Origin of the sequence: Amycolatopsis sp. NPDC051071 (assembly GCF_040682875.1) — a bacterium.
Classification (GTDB): domain Bacteria; phylum Actinomycetota; class Actinomycetes; order Mycobacteriales; family Pseudonocardiaceae; genus Amycolatopsis.
Map to the genome: position 1 here is coordinate 55,631 of NZ_JBFBBY010000001.1, position 13,890 is coordinate 69,520.

The 13,890-nt window shown below is 67.6% G+C and carries 16 protein-coding genes and 1 tRNA gene; 2 read left to right on the forward strand and 15 right to left on the reverse strand.

Features of this window, described 5'->3' with window-relative positions; translation table 11 throughout:
• Positions 1 to 18 precede the first annotated feature (18 nt).
• From AB0M65_RS00280 to AB0M65_RS00295, 4 genes are all read right to left on the reverse strand, one after another.
• On the reverse strand, positions 19 to 543 hold the full coding sequence (locus tag AB0M65_RS00280; RefSeq protein WP_364018993.1) for a hypothetical protein: 525 nt from the start codon (positions 541 to 543) through the stop codon (positions 19 to 21).
• A gap of 6 nt (positions 544 to 549) precedes the next feature.
• On the reverse strand, positions 550 to 1,386 hold the full coding sequence (locus AB0M65_RS00285) for a LytTR family DNA-binding domain-containing protein (protein ID WP_364018996.1): 837 nt from the start codon (positions 1,384 to 1,386) through the stop codon (positions 550 to 552).
• A gap of 188 nt (positions 1,387 to 1,574) precedes the next feature.
• Complete coding sequence (locus tag AB0M65_RS00290) at positions 1,575 to 2,420, reverse strand: S49 family peptidase (protein WP_364018999.1); 846 nt, start codon at positions 2,418 to 2,420, stop codon at positions 1,575 to 1,577.
• A 19-nt stretch (positions 2,421 to 2,439) separates the two neighbouring features.
• Positions 2,440 to 3,747 (reverse strand): histidine kinase, encoded by a 1,308-nt coding sequence (locus AB0M65_RS00295; RefSeq protein WP_364019002.1) that lies wholly within the window; start codon positions 3,745 to 3,747, stop codon positions 2,440 to 2,442.
• A 177-nt stretch (positions 3,748 to 3,924) separates the two neighbouring features.
• Here AB0M65_RS00295 and AB0M65_RS00300 point away from each other — a divergent pair, with 177 nt between their 5' ends.
• Entirely contained in the window at positions 3,925 to 5,040 is a 1,116-nt protein-coding gene (locus tag AB0M65_RS00300) for a serine hydrolase domain-containing protein (protein WP_364019005.1), read from the forward strand.
• On the opposite strand, the gene AB0M65_RS00305 is transcribed toward AB0M65_RS00300, so the two are convergent.
• From AB0M65_RS00305 to AB0M65_RS00315, 3 genes are all read right to left on the reverse strand, one after another.
• Positions 5,041 to 5,904, reverse strand: a complete 864-nt coding sequence (locus tag AB0M65_RS00305; protein ID WP_364019008.1) for a DNA-formamidopyrimidine glycosylase family protein — start codon at positions 5,902 to 5,904, stop codon at positions 5,041 to 5,043.
• Between the two features lie 32 nt (positions 5,905 to 5,936).
• Complete coding sequence (locus AB0M65_RS00310; protein ID WP_364019011.1) at positions 5,937 to 6,377, reverse strand: DUF983 domain-containing protein; 441 nt, start codon at positions 6,375 to 6,377, stop codon at positions 5,937 to 5,939.
• A gap of 106 nt (positions 6,378 to 6,483) precedes the next feature.
• A complete protein-coding gene (locus tag AB0M65_RS00315; protein ID WP_364019014.1) occupies positions 6,484 to 8,046 on the reverse strand; it encodes a sigma-70 family RNA polymerase sigma factor in 1,563 nt (520 codons plus the stop codon).
• A 197-nt stretch (positions 8,047 to 8,243) separates the two neighbouring features.
• On the opposite strand from AB0M65_RS00315, the gene AB0M65_RS00320 reads away from it, so the two are divergent.
• Positions 8,244 to 8,316, forward strand: a tRNA-Gly gene (locus AB0M65_RS00320).
• 245 nt (positions 8,317 to 8,561) lie between these two features.
• On the opposite strand, the gene AB0M65_RS00325 is transcribed toward AB0M65_RS00320, so the two are convergent.
• The 8 genes from AB0M65_RS00325 to AB0M65_RS00360 form a co-directional block, all read right to left on the reverse strand.
• Positions 8,562 to 10,307, reverse strand: coding sequence for a glycosyltransferase family 39 protein (locus AB0M65_RS00325; RefSeq protein ID WP_364019016.1), 1,746 nt, complete (start codon positions 10,305 to 10,307; stop codon positions 8,562 to 8,564).
• A 32-nt stretch (positions 10,308 to 10,339) separates the two neighbouring features.
• Positions 10,340 to 10,633 (reverse strand): YiaA/YiaB family inner membrane protein, encoded by a 294-nt coding sequence (locus tag AB0M65_RS00330; RefSeq protein ID WP_364019019.1) that lies wholly within the window; start codon positions 10,631 to 10,633, stop codon positions 10,340 to 10,342.
• Positions 10,634 to 10,710: 77 nt separating this feature from the next.
• Complete coding sequence (locus AB0M65_RS00335) at positions 10,711 to 11,112, reverse strand: immunity 7 family protein (protein WP_364019022.1); 402 nt, start codon at positions 11,110 to 11,112, stop codon at positions 10,711 to 10,713.
• Positions 11,113 to 11,150: 38 nt separating this feature from the next.
• Positions 11,151 to 11,690 (reverse strand): DUF2716 domain-containing protein, encoded by a 540-nt coding sequence (locus tag AB0M65_RS00340; RefSeq protein WP_364019025.1) that lies wholly within the window; start codon positions 11,688 to 11,690, stop codon positions 11,151 to 11,153.
• Positions 11,691 to 11,876: 186 nt separating this feature from the next.
• Positions 11,877 to 12,485, reverse strand: a complete 609-nt coding sequence (locus AB0M65_RS00345) for a hypothetical protein (protein ID WP_364019028.1) — start codon at positions 12,483 to 12,485, stop codon at positions 11,877 to 11,879.
• A gap of 75 nt (positions 12,486 to 12,560) precedes the next feature.
• Positions 12,561 to 13,067 carry a hypothetical protein gene (locus AB0M65_RS00350; RefSeq protein ID WP_364019030.1) on the reverse strand — a complete coding sequence of 169 codons (507 nt, stop codon included), beginning with the start codon at positions 13,065 to 13,067 and terminating at the stop codon, positions 12,561 to 12,563.
• Positions 13,068 to 13,135: 68 nt separating this feature from the next.
• Positions 13,136 to 13,435, reverse strand: a complete 300-nt coding sequence (locus AB0M65_RS00355; protein WP_364019033.1) for a helix-turn-helix transcriptional regulator — start codon at positions 13,433 to 13,435, stop codon at positions 13,136 to 13,138.
• Between the two features lie 5 nt (positions 13,436 to 13,440).
• Positions 13,441 to 13,707, reverse strand: coding sequence for a type II toxin-antitoxin system RelE/ParE family toxin (locus AB0M65_RS00360; protein ID WP_364019036.1), 267 nt, complete (start codon positions 13,705 to 13,707; stop codon positions 13,441 to 13,443).
• Positions 13,708 to 13,890: the final 183 nt, after the last annotated feature.

A 13,890-nucleotide genomic window follows, 5' to 3' on the forward strand; every position in this document is an offset into this window, starting at 1 on the left:
GCATGTGCCGCTCCGCAATCAGTTCTCGATCATGTCAACGAAGTCGCGTTCATGTCGTTCAGCGAGCCGGTTGTACCAGAGCCCGATGCCGAACAGGAACGGAAAAGGCGCCACACCGAGGATCAGCCAGGGCAACGGAATGCCGACGACGATCACTCGTCCGAATGACGGGACCAGGTAGAAGAGCACTGGCAGCGAACAGAGCGTCACCATCACCAGCAACGCCAGCAGGGAGGCCGTCCGCAGCTGGATCTTCACCAGATCCTTGACCAGCAGCTTTCCCCAGCTGGTCTGTTCTTCGAGTTCGACCCTGGCCCGCAGGGTGCTCGTGGCCTGCCGCGGATCGGCGAGGATCACCCGCTGTCGCTTGGGTTTCGCGTAGTGTTCGGGCTTCGCCTGCTCCTGCTTCGTCCCGATCGGCGCGCCAGGAACCGGCTCGACGGCGGCTCCTTCGGGCAGTGCGGGCTTCTTGTGCCTGCCCTTGCCGAGGGTCGGGTCCGGTTCGCGGACCCCGTTGACCCGGCGGTGATAGTCGTCGGTCATGTCCCGCTACTGCGTTGCCCGGCCGGAGCCGACCAGGCGGTCCTTGAGCGCACGCGTGTGGCGACGGCTCACCGGCAGCACCTTCTCCTCGTTGCCGATGACGACCTGGTATCCACCCTGGCCCATCCGCAACTCGGTGATGAGCGGCAGCGCGACCAGGAACGACCGGTGGATGCGGACGAAACCCGCCTTCTCCCAGCGTTCTTCGAGTTGTGCGAGCGGAATGCGGACCAGATGGCTGCCGTCGGTGGTGAAAAGCCGGGCGTAGTCACCCTGCGCCTCCACCCAGCGGACCGAAGACCTCGGGATCAGCTTCGTCGTGCCCGCGAGTTCGACGGGGATGACCTCGTCGTCGTTCTTCACCTGCCCGAGCAGGCTGGCTCCGGCCGCCGGTGCGGCGTTGGTGTTGAGTTTGTCGATCACGCGGTTGATCGCGCGGTCGAGCCTGTCCTGCTGGTACGGCTTCAGCACGTAGTCGAGCGCGCCGAGGTCGAAGGCGTTGACGGCCTCCTCGGAGTGCCCTGTCACGAACACCAGCGCGGGCGACGGACGCAGTGCGGCGAACACGCGCGACATCTCCATCCCGGACAGCCCGGGCATGTCGATGTCGGCGAACACCGCGTCCACGATCGGCAGGCCGCGGGCCTTGCGGTCGCCGAGCCTCGGGTCGTCGGTGGACAGCAGGCGCAGCGCCTCCGAAGCGTCGATAGCCGGGAAGACCAGTGCGACGTGCGGGCTGTTCCGGAGACAGTGGACCAGTTCGTCTAGCCCTTTGGGCTCATCGTCCACTGCCAGGACAATGAGCTTCCGGGTGTCATCGTGAGCACTCACAGTGAGTCGCATAATGCCCATTGCCGGGTTCTGTGTCCAGCCCGCTTCACGAAAGTCGAACGAAAAGGACGGCACCGGCACCCGCGCGCCCGGGGTGGCCGGTGCCGTCATCTTTTCCGGTGACACGAACCGCCTCGCCGTGTCACCTCTCTTCCGCCCCCACTCCCGCACGCAATGAAGGGGACTCTCATTGCACGGGGTCAGAGACCGAAGCGGCTCCAGGCGGCCTTCTGCTGCACCGCGTCCAGCAACGCGCTCGCGGCGGCGGGAGCGCCGATGCCGAGCCGCGCCAGCAGCGCCTTCTTCGGTTCGGCGACCGAGATCTCGGCGTCCGGGTACCGCTCGGTGATCACCTGGCGGAGGCTGCCCACGCCGTCGATGAGACCGAGTTCGAGCGCGCGGGCGCCGAGCCAGACGTCCCCGGTGAACAGGTCCTCGGTGTCGGCGAGCTTGTCACCGCGGCGCTCGGTGACCCATTCGACGAACAGGTCGTGGAGCTGGCTGTGCATCTTCTTCAGCCACTCGACGTCTTCCGGCTTCTCCGGGCTGAACGGGTCGAGCCGGGACTTGTTCGCCCCCGCGGTGTGCAGCCGCCGCTCGATGCCGAACCGCTCCAGCAGACCGGTGAACCCGAACCCGCCGCTGATCACGCCGATGGAGCCGACCATCGACGTCCGGTGTGCGTAGATCTCGTCGGCCGCGCAGGCCAGCCAATACCCGCCGGACGCGGCGACGTCCTCGGCGAAGGCCAGCACGGGCACGTTCTTCTCGTCGGCGAGCTGGCGGATCCGCTCCGCGACCAGGCCCGACTGCGTCGGCGCGCCACCCGGCGAGTTGATCTGCAGTGCGACCGCCTTCAGCCGCTCGTGCGCGAACGCGCGGGTCAGCGCCGATTCGACGGCGGCGAGGTTGATCGATCCCCTTGCCAGGGGCGACGGGGTCGGCGTGATCACTCCCTGCAGCTTGACCACGGCGACGACGTCCTTGCGCTCACCCCGGTCGCCGATCATCGGGAGACGGGAGGTCAACTTGTCCGCAACGCTCATACGCCCAGGTTACCGAGGTTCAGGACGGCAGCACGCCACTGCGCGAACCGCTCACCCCGCTGGCCTCGTTCGGGCCGCCCTGCGGCGGGACCTCGGCGCGGTCGGCGGTGGCGTCGACGGAGAAGTCGGGAAGGTTCGGCCGCACGCCGGGCATGAACTTCGGCACCCGCAAGGTCACCTTCATCCCCGCGCCGGGCGCCGTCTCGACCATGAGCGCGTAGTCGCGGCCGAACACCTGCTGCATCCGCTGGTTGATGTTGCCGAGTCCGACATGCGCACCCGTGCGGTGCTGACTGCGGAGGTCGGCGAGTTTGGCGGGCTCCATGCCGATGCCGTCGTCCTCGACACTGATCAACGCCTCGGCGCCGTAGTCCTCGGCGATCACGGTGACGCAGCCCCCCGATGGTTTCGACGCGAGGCCGTGTTTGACCGCGTTCTCCACCAGCGGCTGGATGATCAGGAACGGGACGACCACCGAGAGCACCTCGGGTGCGATCTTCATCCGCACTTCGAGCCGTCCGCCGAAACGGGCGTTCTCGATGGTCAGGTATCGGTCGATGTTCCGGAGTTCTTCGGCGAGCGACGTGAACATGCCCGACGTACGGAACGAGTAGCGCGTGAAGTCCGCGAAGTCCTGAAGCAGCTCTCGCGCTTCCTCCGGGTCGGTCCGGATCAGCGACGAGATGGTGTTGAGCGCGTTGTAGACGAAGTGCGGCGAAATCTGCGCACGCAGTGCCTTGATCTCGGCCTGCTGGAGCTGGTTCTTCGATTCGTCGAGGCGCGCCAGCTCGAACTGCGTGCAGACGAACTGCGCGACCGCGTCCGCCATCTGCACCAGCCGTCCGCGGGTGCGCCCGACCACCAGCAGCGCCGCCTCGGTCTCGCCCTCGACGATCAGCGGCACGATCACCGCGGTCCGCATCCGGCAGGTGCCGCGGTGGTTGCACGGCATCTTGTCGTGTGCGACGACCTCGCGGCGATGCTTGCGGATCGCGTTGCCGATGGCGTCGACGAGGTCGACGTAGTGGTCGTTGGCCTCGCCGTCCCACGACAGCAGGGTGCCCTCGCTGTCGGTGATGCCGACGGCCACACAGTCGAGCATCTCCAGCAGCTGGCTGGTGATCTTGTCGGCGACCTGTTCGTCAAGACCTTCGCGCAGGTCCGGCGTCGCCTTCGACATCCGATGGACGGCCTGCAGCACCGCGTTCTCCACGATGCTCGCCGGACGCCGCAGCTTGATCAGCAGGACGACCACGAGGATCGCGAGCAGAACCGCGACACCCCAAGGAATGATCTGCGCGATATCGAGCCCGGACACGGCGTCCATGCTCTGCGCTCGACCAACCGGGTGCAAGGTCTGCTCCCCACTTTCCGTTGAGTTGTGACAACTGAGGGTGGGGTCGACCCTACCCAAGACCGGGGGTTCTCCCCATGGTCACTCCCCGTGGCACCGAGAAGACTGTCCGCAGGCAATCGCTTCCGGGGGAGGAACACAATGCGCGGAATGGGGAAACTCGCGGCGGGTGCGCTGGCGGGAGTCCTGCTGGCGAGCGCGGCGGCGGGGACGGCGGCCGCGGCGGGCGATCCGGTCCGCGCGGCGGTCGGGGACCTGGTCGCGGAAGGGGGATTCCCGGGCGCGGTTGTCGAGGTTCGGAACGGTGAGGCGGTCTCGCGGTTCGGCGCCGGGCACGCGAACCCGGGCACACGCGAACTCGCGGGACCGCACCACCGGTTCCGGATCGCCAGCAACACCAAGGCGTTCGTCGCCGCGGTGGTCCTGCAACTGGCTGGTGAAGGCGCGCTTTCGCTCGACGACACCATCGAGCGGCGACTCCCCGGCGTGGTCCGAGTACCGGACTACCAGCCGGAAAAGATCACGCTGCGCATGCTGCTGAACCACACCAGCGGGGTGCACGATCCGCTGGATCCGCACTTCTTCGACCCGTACCTCGTGCGGGGAGACCGGGCGCACATCATCACACCGGCCGAGGTGATCCGGCGCTCGATCGCCGACCGGCCCTCGTTCGCGCCGGGCACGGGCGTGCAGTACTCGAACACCGGATATCTGTTGCTGGGCAAGGTGATCGAGAAGGTCACCCGCAACGACGTCCGCGCGGAGATCCAGCGGCGGATCCTCGGCCCGCTCGGCATCGGCCACACGTCCTTCCCGCTGTGGTCACCGTTCCTGCGCGGTCCGCATCTGCACGGGTACGACATGAGCGGTAAGGACATGACCGTCTTCAGCCCTTCGTACGACTGGACCGCGGGCGCGATGGTCTCGACCGTCGACGACCTCGCGACGTTCCACCGCGCGTTGCTGGCAGGCCGGTTGCTGGAACCCGCGCAACAGGCCGAACTCAAGCGGCTCGTGCCGTACAGCAAGTTCGGCTCGTACGGGGCCGGTGTCGAGACGCTCAACCTGCCGTGTGACGGGGGCACGAAGACGGTCTGGGGCAACACCGGTGCCGGCCCGGGGTTCTCCAGCGTCTCGATGAGCACCGCGGACGGCGCGAAGCAGATCGTGCTGGCACTGAACGTGTACGACTTGGCGAACGAGTTGGCGCACAAGGACGCGCTGCCGAGCAGTCCGCTTCTCGCGGTCAAGGCCGCCCTCTGCTGACTACTTGAGCAGACGCGACATCCGCCGGTCGGCCAGGGGCTTCCCGCCGGTCTGGCAGGTCGGGCAGTACTGGAAGGACTTGTCCGCGAACGAGATCTCGCGGATCGTGTCGCCGCAGACCGGGCACGGCAGCCCGGTCCGCGCGTGCACCCGCAACCCGGAACGCTTCTCGCCTTTGAGCCGCGCCGCGGACTGGCCGACCGAGCGCGTCACGGCGCTGGTCAGCACCTCGCGGATCGCCTCGGAAATCCCGTCCAGCGCCCCTTCGGACAGTTTTCCCGTTGTGGCGTAAGGGGAAAGCTTCGCCATATGCATGATCTCGTCGGAGTAGGCGTTGCCGATCCCGGCCATCAGCGTCTGATCGGTCAACGCCGTCTTCAGCCGTTCGGTGCGTCCGGCGAACAGCTTCTCGAGCCCCGTGCGGTCCAGCGACAACGCGTCCGGCCCGAGGCGCGCGATGCTGGCGACCTCCTTTTCGGGGTCGCGCACGATCCAGACGGCCAGGCCCTTCTTCGTGCCGGCCTCGGTGAGGTCGAAACCCGGACCGGCGGCCGCGTCGAGGTGGACGCGCAGTGAGATCGGCCCCTTGCCGGGTTTGAGCGGGGCCGGCGACAGCGCGTCGGACCAGCGCAGCCAGCCCGCCCTCGCCAGATGCACGACCAGGTGGAGATCGCCGACGACGAGGTCGAGATGTTTGCCGAACCGGCCGGCCCCGGTGACCTCGCGGCCGTGCAGGTCCGTCCACGGCGGTGTCGCCGTCTTCAGCACACTGAGCGACGACACGTCGACACGGAAAACCGTCTTGCCGACCGCGTGTTCACGCAGGTGGTGGGCGAGCGCTTCGACCTCGGGTAACTCGGGCATGGCCCCAGTCTCGCTTGTTCAGGCCGCCGCGACTACTCCACCGGATGCAGCGGACCGTCGAAATCCGGGAGCGAATGTCTCTGGATGGTCTTGGTGATCTTCGAAACCTCGCCGCGCACGGTGAACATGCCGCGGATGGTGCCCACCCAGCGCTCGGACGGCCGGTCGCCTGCCAGGTCACCCTCGGTCTCGGCGACCACGGTCCACGGACGGCGCAATATCCACCGCAGCGGGAAGAACAACGCGATCAGCAGCAACGCCAGCGGCACCCAGGACGGGATCATCACATCCGCCGGGGTCCACGCGATGAGCACGATCGCGAGCAACGCCGTCACGACGATCATCGCGATACCCGGGCCGTAGCTGCCGGCCACATCGTGCTCGAAGTCGTCCGCGGTCGCGGGAGCCCGCCATTCCATCTGGGCTCGGACCACCCAGTCACGGCCGTCCTCGCCGTGCACCAGCCGGTTCATTCAGTCGCCTCCCGCGCGGCCGCTCGCTCGTCGTGAGCGAGCTCAACCGTACCGTGATGGCGGCAAGGTTCGCGAGAGTTCGAGGGCGGGATGTCCCTCGCGAGCGTTAGGGGCAGGTCGGGTAGCCGATACCCGGTTCCGGGTAGTGGGATGTCGGCCTGACCGGGCTCGGCTCCTCGTACGACGGCTCGCCGGACGGCGTTCCGGTCGTCGAACCGCCGGGGCCCGACGTCGGCGAAGTAGACCCTTCCGGGTCAGTCGTCGACTGCGGTGTATTCGGCTCCGAAGGCTCTATCGGCTCCTTCGGAGTGGTTGTCGGGCTGAGCGACCCGGACGGCGGGATGTCGTCCCGCTTCGACGTGGTCTGGTTCGTGCCGGTTTCCGTTCCCGGGACCTCGTTGCGCGGCGAGGTCGGCTCCTGCGACGGCGGAACCAGCCCCGGCGGCTTTTGCGGCGGCTGCACGATGTCGCCTCCGCCGAGTTCCTTCCGGGAAGAAGAGACCTCATCGGGCAGGTTCGGCACGTCGGCCGCACCGAGTTGTTCCGCAGCCGGTCCCAGCCCGGTCTTCACCGGCACGGCTGCTCCCTTGCCGTGGAGCTGGTCCTCGGCGATCCGCGGCGGCGGAAGCTCCACCGGCTGACCGGGGACGGGCGGGGCGACCTGCGCCGGCAGCAACGACAGCTCCGGCAGCCCACCGCCGGACAACCCGATGGTGTGCGTGACATCGGTACCGAATACGGCCGGACCGGCGACGATCCCGACCGCGCCCGCGGCCGCCGTCGACGCCACCGCCATGGTGACCTTCACCTTCGAGCCGAGCAGAAGGCCCTTGAGCGAGGCGGCGAACCCGGACAACGCCCCGGACGACCCGCTCGCGTAGAGACCGGCGGCCCCCGGCACCAGCAGGGCCACCACACCGGCGTGCGCCCGCAGCGAGGAACACACGTCGCGAAGTTCGTCGTGCGTCGCGCGGCAGGACTGGCAAGCGATCAAATGTGTCTTGATCCGCGTTGCCTCGGCGCCGGTGACACTGCCCGCGGTGAACCCGCCGAGCTTCTCCACCACCGCCCGGCACGAATCCGGCCCGCGGTTCACCGACAAATGCGCCTGCAGATACGCCGCCCGCAGCCCTTGACGCGCCCGGCGCGCCAAGGCCGCCGTCGCGTTCGCGCTCAACCCGAAATGCGGCGCGACCATCGCGGGCTGCTCGCCCTCGACCTCGGTCTGCCACAGCACCGAACGCCAGCGCTCCGGCAGACTCGTGAAAGCGGTGGTGATCAGCGAATGCTCTGCCGTGCGAGCGTTCGTATCCGCCCCGGCCCCGGCACGAAAGGTCAGCTCGTCGTCGCTCACCGGCACGTCACGGCGCGCGCCATGCCACTCCCACGAGACCCGGCGGGCCACCGTCAGCAAATACGCCCGGACGTAGTCCCGCGGCCCGGCACCCCGGCGCAACGCCTGAAGCACCCGGAAGAAGGTTTCGGCTGTGATGTCCTCCGCCTCCGACCGATCGGAGGCCAGGCTGCGAGCCAGTCTCCGCACAGCGGCGGCGTGAAGTTCGAAAAGCTCCCCGAAAGCGGCGTCCTCTCCTTCGCGGAGCCGGTGGAGCAATGCCTGCTCGTCGGATTCCGAGACCGCCTGAAGCGGCACCGTGCCCTGCTCGGTCATCCGGCCAGGCACCTCCTCCCCGAAGGACTCACCATTCGGTCGAATGGGGACACCATACGGAGGTATGCAGCCGTCGTCACCCCTTGTACGCCAGGCGTGACACCGGAGCACCGGTCGGGGTGGGTCAAAACGGCTACAGACGGTCGGTGTATGGTTGTCCCACTGCTTCAAACGAGTGTTGAAGCGGTGAGAAACATGCGGATGTAGCGCAGCTGGTAGCGCATCACCTTGCCAAGGTGAGGGTCGCGGGTTCGAATCCCGTCATCCGCTCGCACGTGGGCGTGTCATGTCCAGGGAAAGCCTGGACCTTGGCGTGCTCACCATAATTCCCGGGGGGCCGAGCCCCCCGGACCCCCGCGTTACTGGTCACTCGCGTTGACGAGTGGGTATCGGGCGGCCGGATCTTTTTAGTTGTTTAGCCTTTCTTAGTAATATCTTGTGGTTACTAAGTGCTACAGGTCTGGTGAGCGGAGTCACACGACCGTAGTAATTCAAATCTGCGCATATGTTTCGGCTCAGGACGGGACACAGGTCGGCTGCGGACGCCGCCACAGCGTGACCGACCGGCCGTTCGGCAGGGGACGCGTGGCGATCGGAGTGAATCCCGAGGCCGCCGCGGCCGAGGCCATCGACGGCGGATCCACCTTCGGCTCGTACTCGTTGATCGTCCCGGACGCGGTGAACAACAGACACGTCTTGCTCGCGTCCCCGCTGTTGCTGCCGTGGAACTCGGTCAGCCAGATCCGGTAGTCCGGCTCGGTGTTCCCGTCCTCCGTCGGACTGATCTGCGGCAACGCCACCCCGTAGCCGAACCTCCGCAGCATCTCCAGCTGCAGGCTGTTGGTGTTGAAAAGCCGGTCGCGGAACCCGAACCCCGACGCCCCGCCGACGGCGTGGTTGTCCACCACCTGCTGGGCGGCCCACTCCGCCACGGAATGCCATTCCCGCGCGGTTTCCACACTCAACTGTTCGGTCGCCTTCGAGCCGGGGTCCGGATAGATCTGCGGCACACCGCGCCCGTCGGTGATCTTGGCCGAGCCCAGCACCGGCAACTGAGCCTCCCAGTGCCGGGCGGTCGGCAGCCGCAGATCCACGAACGGCACCAGTGCCACCACGCCGACCACCGCGACCACGAACGGCAGGGCCTTCCGAAGCGAGCGATGCGCCCGGAAGAAACCCCACAGCGCCAGTACCGTCATCGACGGGATCAGGGGCAGGAAGAAGGCGGTGCCCATGTTCTTCGACGTCAAAACGGCCACCCCGCCCTCCGCCACGAGCAGCGCCGAAGGGAACAGCGGCGACGCCACCATCGACCGGAGGGTCTCCTTCACCGGGCCGCCGGTGCGGAGCTTCGAGATCGCCACGACGATCGCGGCGATCAGCCCGGCGCACAGCAGCACGGCGTGCGGCAGACCGTGATCGGAGATCAGCAGCCGGAGCCGTTCGGCCCAGGCCGCGGGGTTGAAGACACCCGCTTCCGAGCCGAATTCGACGGACTGCTTGCCGTAGCCGAAACCGGTCAGGTACCGGTAGACACGGACGCCGTTGGGCGCCAGCCAGAGCGCCGCGACACCCGCGCCGACGACAGCCGCGAGAGCAAACCACTTCAGCCGTTTACGCCGGTCCGGCGGCCAGACGGCCTGGATCAGCGCCGCCAGCACGAGCGCGGGAACGAACGCGATGGCCATCGTCCTCGCCAGCGGCATCAGCCCGGCGAAAACACCGAAGAGCACGACGAACTTCGGCTTGGACAACCCTTCGGACCGGATCAGGAAGTAAATGGCCGCCGTCGTCATGACCGCGGCGGGAAGCGCGAAGTGATAGGCGCGGGCCTCGTAAATCACCCCGGGTGCGGTCGCGATCACGACCGTGGCGATCCACGCGAACGGGCGACCCGCGATCCGGTTCGCCACCGCGTGCGTCAGCAGGATGAGCGCCACCCCGGCCAGCAACGGGACGACGAACGCGGCGACCGTGCCCGTCCCGGTGAGGAAGAAGTGCAGCGAAGTCAGCGCCGGCAGCAGGGGCGCCTGGATCCCCGGGGCCTCGACGGCCTCGAACCAGCCGGAAATCCCGTCACGGAGTGCGGCGCCGTGGTTGTTCAAGGCCATCCCGAAGTAACCGGCCTCGTCGATGTCGAACACCTGGCCGTCGCGGTAGAGCACGATCCACCGGAGATTGACGGCAAGCCAGACCACGGCCACGCCGAGCAAGGCCCACGTGTTCACCTGGACGCGGCGAATCCCCCTGGTCGAGACCATGGTCAGAGAATCTAGCCGCGGGACGGAACGGATCAGAGCGCGGGCGCTTTGAACGGATCGTGCTCGGCCAGGAGCTTGTCCACCCGGGCCTGGTCGACTCGGTTGACGACGGAGTTCTCGTCCTGCCGGTCACGGACGCACTTCGCGAGGGTGAACGCCGACGTCGTCAGGAACAGCATGCCGACGGCGAGGAAACCGCGGACCCAGCCATCGACCGGCAAGTACCAGATGCCGACGACGACAGCGAGCAGTGCCAGGCCGAACGAGAGGGCCGCCTGGATGAAGAACGCGGCGGTGGTGGGCGGCGCCGAGGAGGTTTTCGTCATACGTCCCAAGGTCCGCCGACGGCCGTCCGCTGTCTTGAGTACGGCTACTCAAGAAGGTGTTGCGATGCGGAAACGGCTCAGATCTCGTAGCCGTCCATCACGGTCGGGGCGACCGGGGACAGGTGGTCGTCGCCGCGTTCGGTGACCAGGCCGCGTGCCATCCGGTACACCTTGAACTCGTTGTCGTGCGTGGGATCCTGGTCGTCCCAGACGTGCAGGAGGCCGTACGAACCCGGCGCGACGTCGCCGACGCGGGTGAACAGGTCCACCAGCTCCTGGCCGATGGCCGTGCCGTGTTTGTCCATGCCGCCCAGGTGCAGCACCGGCACCCCGGCGGCCCAGCGCAGATCCACCAGGTCGCCGTCGTCGAAATCGCGGACGGCGCGGTGCACCCGCTCGACGATGCGGTCGAGCACCGCCGCGTCATCGTCACCGGAAGGGCCCGCTTGGATGGTCACCCACCCGTGGTATTCGAACACCCGGCTGAGTTTAGGCAGGTCCGCCCGCCGGACGGCGGTCAGCCCGCCATCGCGGCCGGTACCCCGTTCCGCCGCAGCGCGTTTTTGAAAACCCGTTCGCCGTGCTGTTCGAAGGCGGGCACGAACTTCTCGCCGTAGACGCACAGGGTCCGTTCCCACGGATGCCCGAGCGTGCCGAAGCGGAAGTCGTTCGCCAGGAACATGTGGTAGTCCGTGCGTGGGAACACCGGGACCGGCCACGGGTCGAGCGCGGCGTGGCGATGCGGGTAGAAGCGGTACGACTGATGCTGCCAGTGCAGCACCCAGACCCACTCGTCCTCCGCGACGCAGTCCTTCAGCGCCGAGAGCGCGACGCGGGCGACGTCGTTCTGCTCGACCGCGTACGGGCCCAGGCGGAACTCGGCCGACGACCGGTCGAGCCCCCTGGGCGCGAGATCCCACGCGACGGACGGTGCGGGTTCACGGAAACCCGGCCAGGCGTGCGAGTACGTACTCGGCCAGAACGCGAGCTTGTCGTAGACCCAGTACCAAGCAGGCTCATCTACGACCCTGGAGATGGCTTCCCAAGCGTTGTTCACGAGCGACCCTCGGTGTTCGGCCGATTAAGACTGGGAAAGCTTCGTGTTCAGGGCCCAAGTTGTCCAGCGCGCGGCCATATACCGTGAAACTGTCACCTGATCAGGTGTCTTGCGCCGCCGGGGGAACCGTGAGAATGACGGTGCGTGAACGGCGAGCCCACTGAACGCGGGCTCGCCGTCGTGCGATCATGCGGCCGCCTCCCAAAGGCTCATGAAGGCCGAGGCCTCGCTCTTCACCCACGGCCGGACCTTGTCGCGATCGCGTGCGGACAACGAGAACTCCTTCGCGCGCCGGACGTCGATCACCAGCGGGTGGCCTCCGGGCCGGAGCTCGTCCATGGTCTGTTCGAGCAGCCACAGCACCAGCTGCGCCGCGTCCCGGCTCAACGGCTCCTCCCGGAAATAAAGCCAGGTCACCTGGACCGGTCCGTCACCCTTGCGCAGCCCGAGGTGCGGATTGACACCGACTTCGAGCGCGCCGAGCCGCCAGCGGGCCCGGCCGACCTCGGCCAGCCGCAGGTCACGCCGCCCCAGGTAACGCAGCCAGCCGTTGGCGATTTCGGTGTAGTGCGACCGCGTGCGCTCGTCCGCGTTCTCGACGAGGGCACGCAGCACCTCGCGATCCCGGCCGGAGATCCGCCCGGCGCGGATCGCGTTCGCGGCGCGAAGGTAGAAGTTGAACCCGCCCCGCGCCGGGTCCTCGTACTGACGGCGCCAACGCCGGACGAAAGAGGAACGCGAGGGACCCGAGCTCGTGCTGTATCCCACGAACGTGGGCAGGGTGATGTAGGCCATCCGTGTCTGCCTTTCGCCGCTGTTCCTGCTGTACAACGTCCATTTTAGAACACATGTACGACAGAAACCGGCGCCTTACGGGTGACACCCGCGAGGAGGCCAAGGACCTTCGAGCAACTCCGCCGATTCCTCGAGGATCGGCACCTCGCAGACGTCACGCGGGGTGAGGTCGGTCGGGATCCAGCTGTCGAGCATCGCCGACCACCGCGTGATCCCCCGCAACGCCGCCGGTGACCCGAGCAGCTCGCCGACCTCGCTGACCAGCGCGCCACCTGCCGCGGGCGAGAGGTCGCCCTTGACCATCGCGGTGAGCCAGCCGTGGATCAGCAGCCAGCGGGCGGCCGTCGCGTCGGCGGGCAGTTCGAGGCCGAGTTCGTCGATCACCTGGCAGAACGCCTTGTCGACGGCGTCCCCGGCGGAGCATCCGAGGCCGGCGAGGAGGGCGAGCGACGGCGCGTCGAGCCCGGCGACGATCGCGTCCAAACCGGCTTCGACCAGATGCGACGTGCGGACGTCACGTCCGGCGAGCCGGCCGATGGCCAGCTCGCGCAGCGTGCTGCGACACCCGTCGATTTCCGTCATCCGGCACGTCCCACGTCAGCCACCGTACCGGCGGGACCGGCGGATCGCGCTGACCAGCCGAAAGAGCATCACACCGTGGAGAGTCGCGGCGTGATGCGGACATGCAGCTCTGCTTCGAGGGCGTGAGCCAGCCTTTCCAGCACCGGAATGGTCGGGACGGTGCCCCCTGCTTCGAAGCGCGCGACAGCGGACTGCGTCATCCCCGCCTCGGCGGCGAGCCGCGCCTGGGTCCAGTCACGCGCTTCGCGCAGTTCACGCACCGTCTTGCCAAGGTCGTGGGCCAGCCGCGTGGCTTCGTACGCGTCAGCGGCACCAGGCTCGGCCATCCGTCGCTCGCGAAGCCGCTGCCAATCGGTCCGCTCGGCCATCGTCCTCACTCCCCGCCTTGCTCGTCGATCGTGTGCCTTTGAGCGATGCATCGCCACATCGCCTTCCGCGCCCGCAGCACCTCGCGCTCTTCACGCATGCGGGTCTTCCGGAATTCGGTCAGCAACACGATTCGCCTGCCTGACGCGATCCAGTAGGTGATCCGCACAGCTTCCCCGTCCAGATGGAACCGCAACTCCCGCAGCTTGCCGTCGAGTTGTCTCGTGTACGGCTCCGCCCAGCAATGGCCCCTGCTTCGCGAGCAGGTCCACATAGAAGGCGACTGTCGCGAAGTGCGCCGTGGACAAACTCTCCAGCCAGTCACGAACCTCCGGCTCCAGTTCCACCGTACCCCATGTCATAGCTTCGATGCTATATATACAGGTCACGACACTTTCAGGTAATCCGATTGCCGGTCCGCAAAGCGGTACGGGAAGGCCCCCTTCCTTGCGTCAGG

Excerpts from the sequence above, each read along its gene's own strand:
- AB0M65_RS00280 (WP_364018993.1), bottom strand. The coding sequence starts at position 543 with ATGACCGACGACTATCACCGCCGGGTCAACGGGGTCCGCGAACCGGAC.
- AB0M65_RS00285 (WP_364018996.1), bottom strand. The coding sequence starts at position 1,386 with ATGCGACTCACTGTGAGTGCTCACGATGACACCCGGAAGCTCATTGTC.
- AB0M65_RS00290 (WP_364018999.1), bottom strand. The coding sequence starts at position 2,420 with ATGAGCGTTGCGGACAAGTTGACCTCCCGTCTCCCGATGATCGGCGAC.
- AB0M65_RS00295 (WP_364019002.1), bottom strand. The coding sequence starts at position 3,747 with ATGGACGCCGTGTCCGGGCTCGATATCGCGCAGATCATTCCTTGGGGT.
- AB0M65_RS00300 (WP_364019005.1), top strand. The coding sequence starts at position 3,925 with ATGGGGAAACTCGCGGCGGGTGCGCTGGCGGGAGTCCTGCTGGCGAGC.
- AB0M65_RS00305 (WP_364019008.1), bottom strand. The coding sequence starts at position 5,904 with ATGCCCGAGTTACCCGAGGTCGAAGCGCTCGCCCACCACCTGCGTGAA.
- AB0M65_RS00310 (WP_364019011.1), bottom strand. The coding sequence starts at position 6,377 with ATGAACCGGCTGGTGCACGGCGAGGACGGCCGTGACTGGGTGGTCCGA.
- AB0M65_RS00315 (WP_364019014.1), bottom strand. The coding sequence starts at position 8,046 with ATGACCGAGCAGGGCACGGTGCCGCTTCAGGCGGTCTCGGAATCCGAC.
- AB0M65_RS00325 (WP_364019016.1), bottom strand. The coding sequence starts at position 10,307 with ATGGTCTCGACCAGGGGGATTCGCCGCGTCCAGGTGAACACGTGGGCC.
- AB0M65_RS00330 (WP_364019019.1), bottom strand. The coding sequence starts at position 10,633 with ATGACGAAAACCTCCTCGGCGCCGCCCACCACCGCCGCGTTCTTCATC.
- AB0M65_RS00345 (WP_364019028.1), bottom strand. The coding sequence starts at position 12,485 with ATGGCCTACATCACCCTGCCCACGTTCGTGGGATACAGCACGAGCTCG.
- AB0M65_RS00350 (WP_364019030.1), bottom strand. The coding sequence starts at position 13,067 with ATGACGGAAATCGACGGGTGTCGCAGCACGCTGCGCGAGCTGGCCATC.
- AB0M65_RS00355 (WP_364019033.1), bottom strand. The coding sequence starts at position 13,435 with ATGGCCGAGCGGACCGATTGGCAGCGGCTTCGCGAGCGACGGATGGCC.
- AB0M65_RS00360 (WP_364019036.1), bottom strand. The coding sequence starts at position 13,707 with ATGTGGACCTGCTCGCGAAGCAGGGGCCATTGCTGGGCGGAGCCGTAC.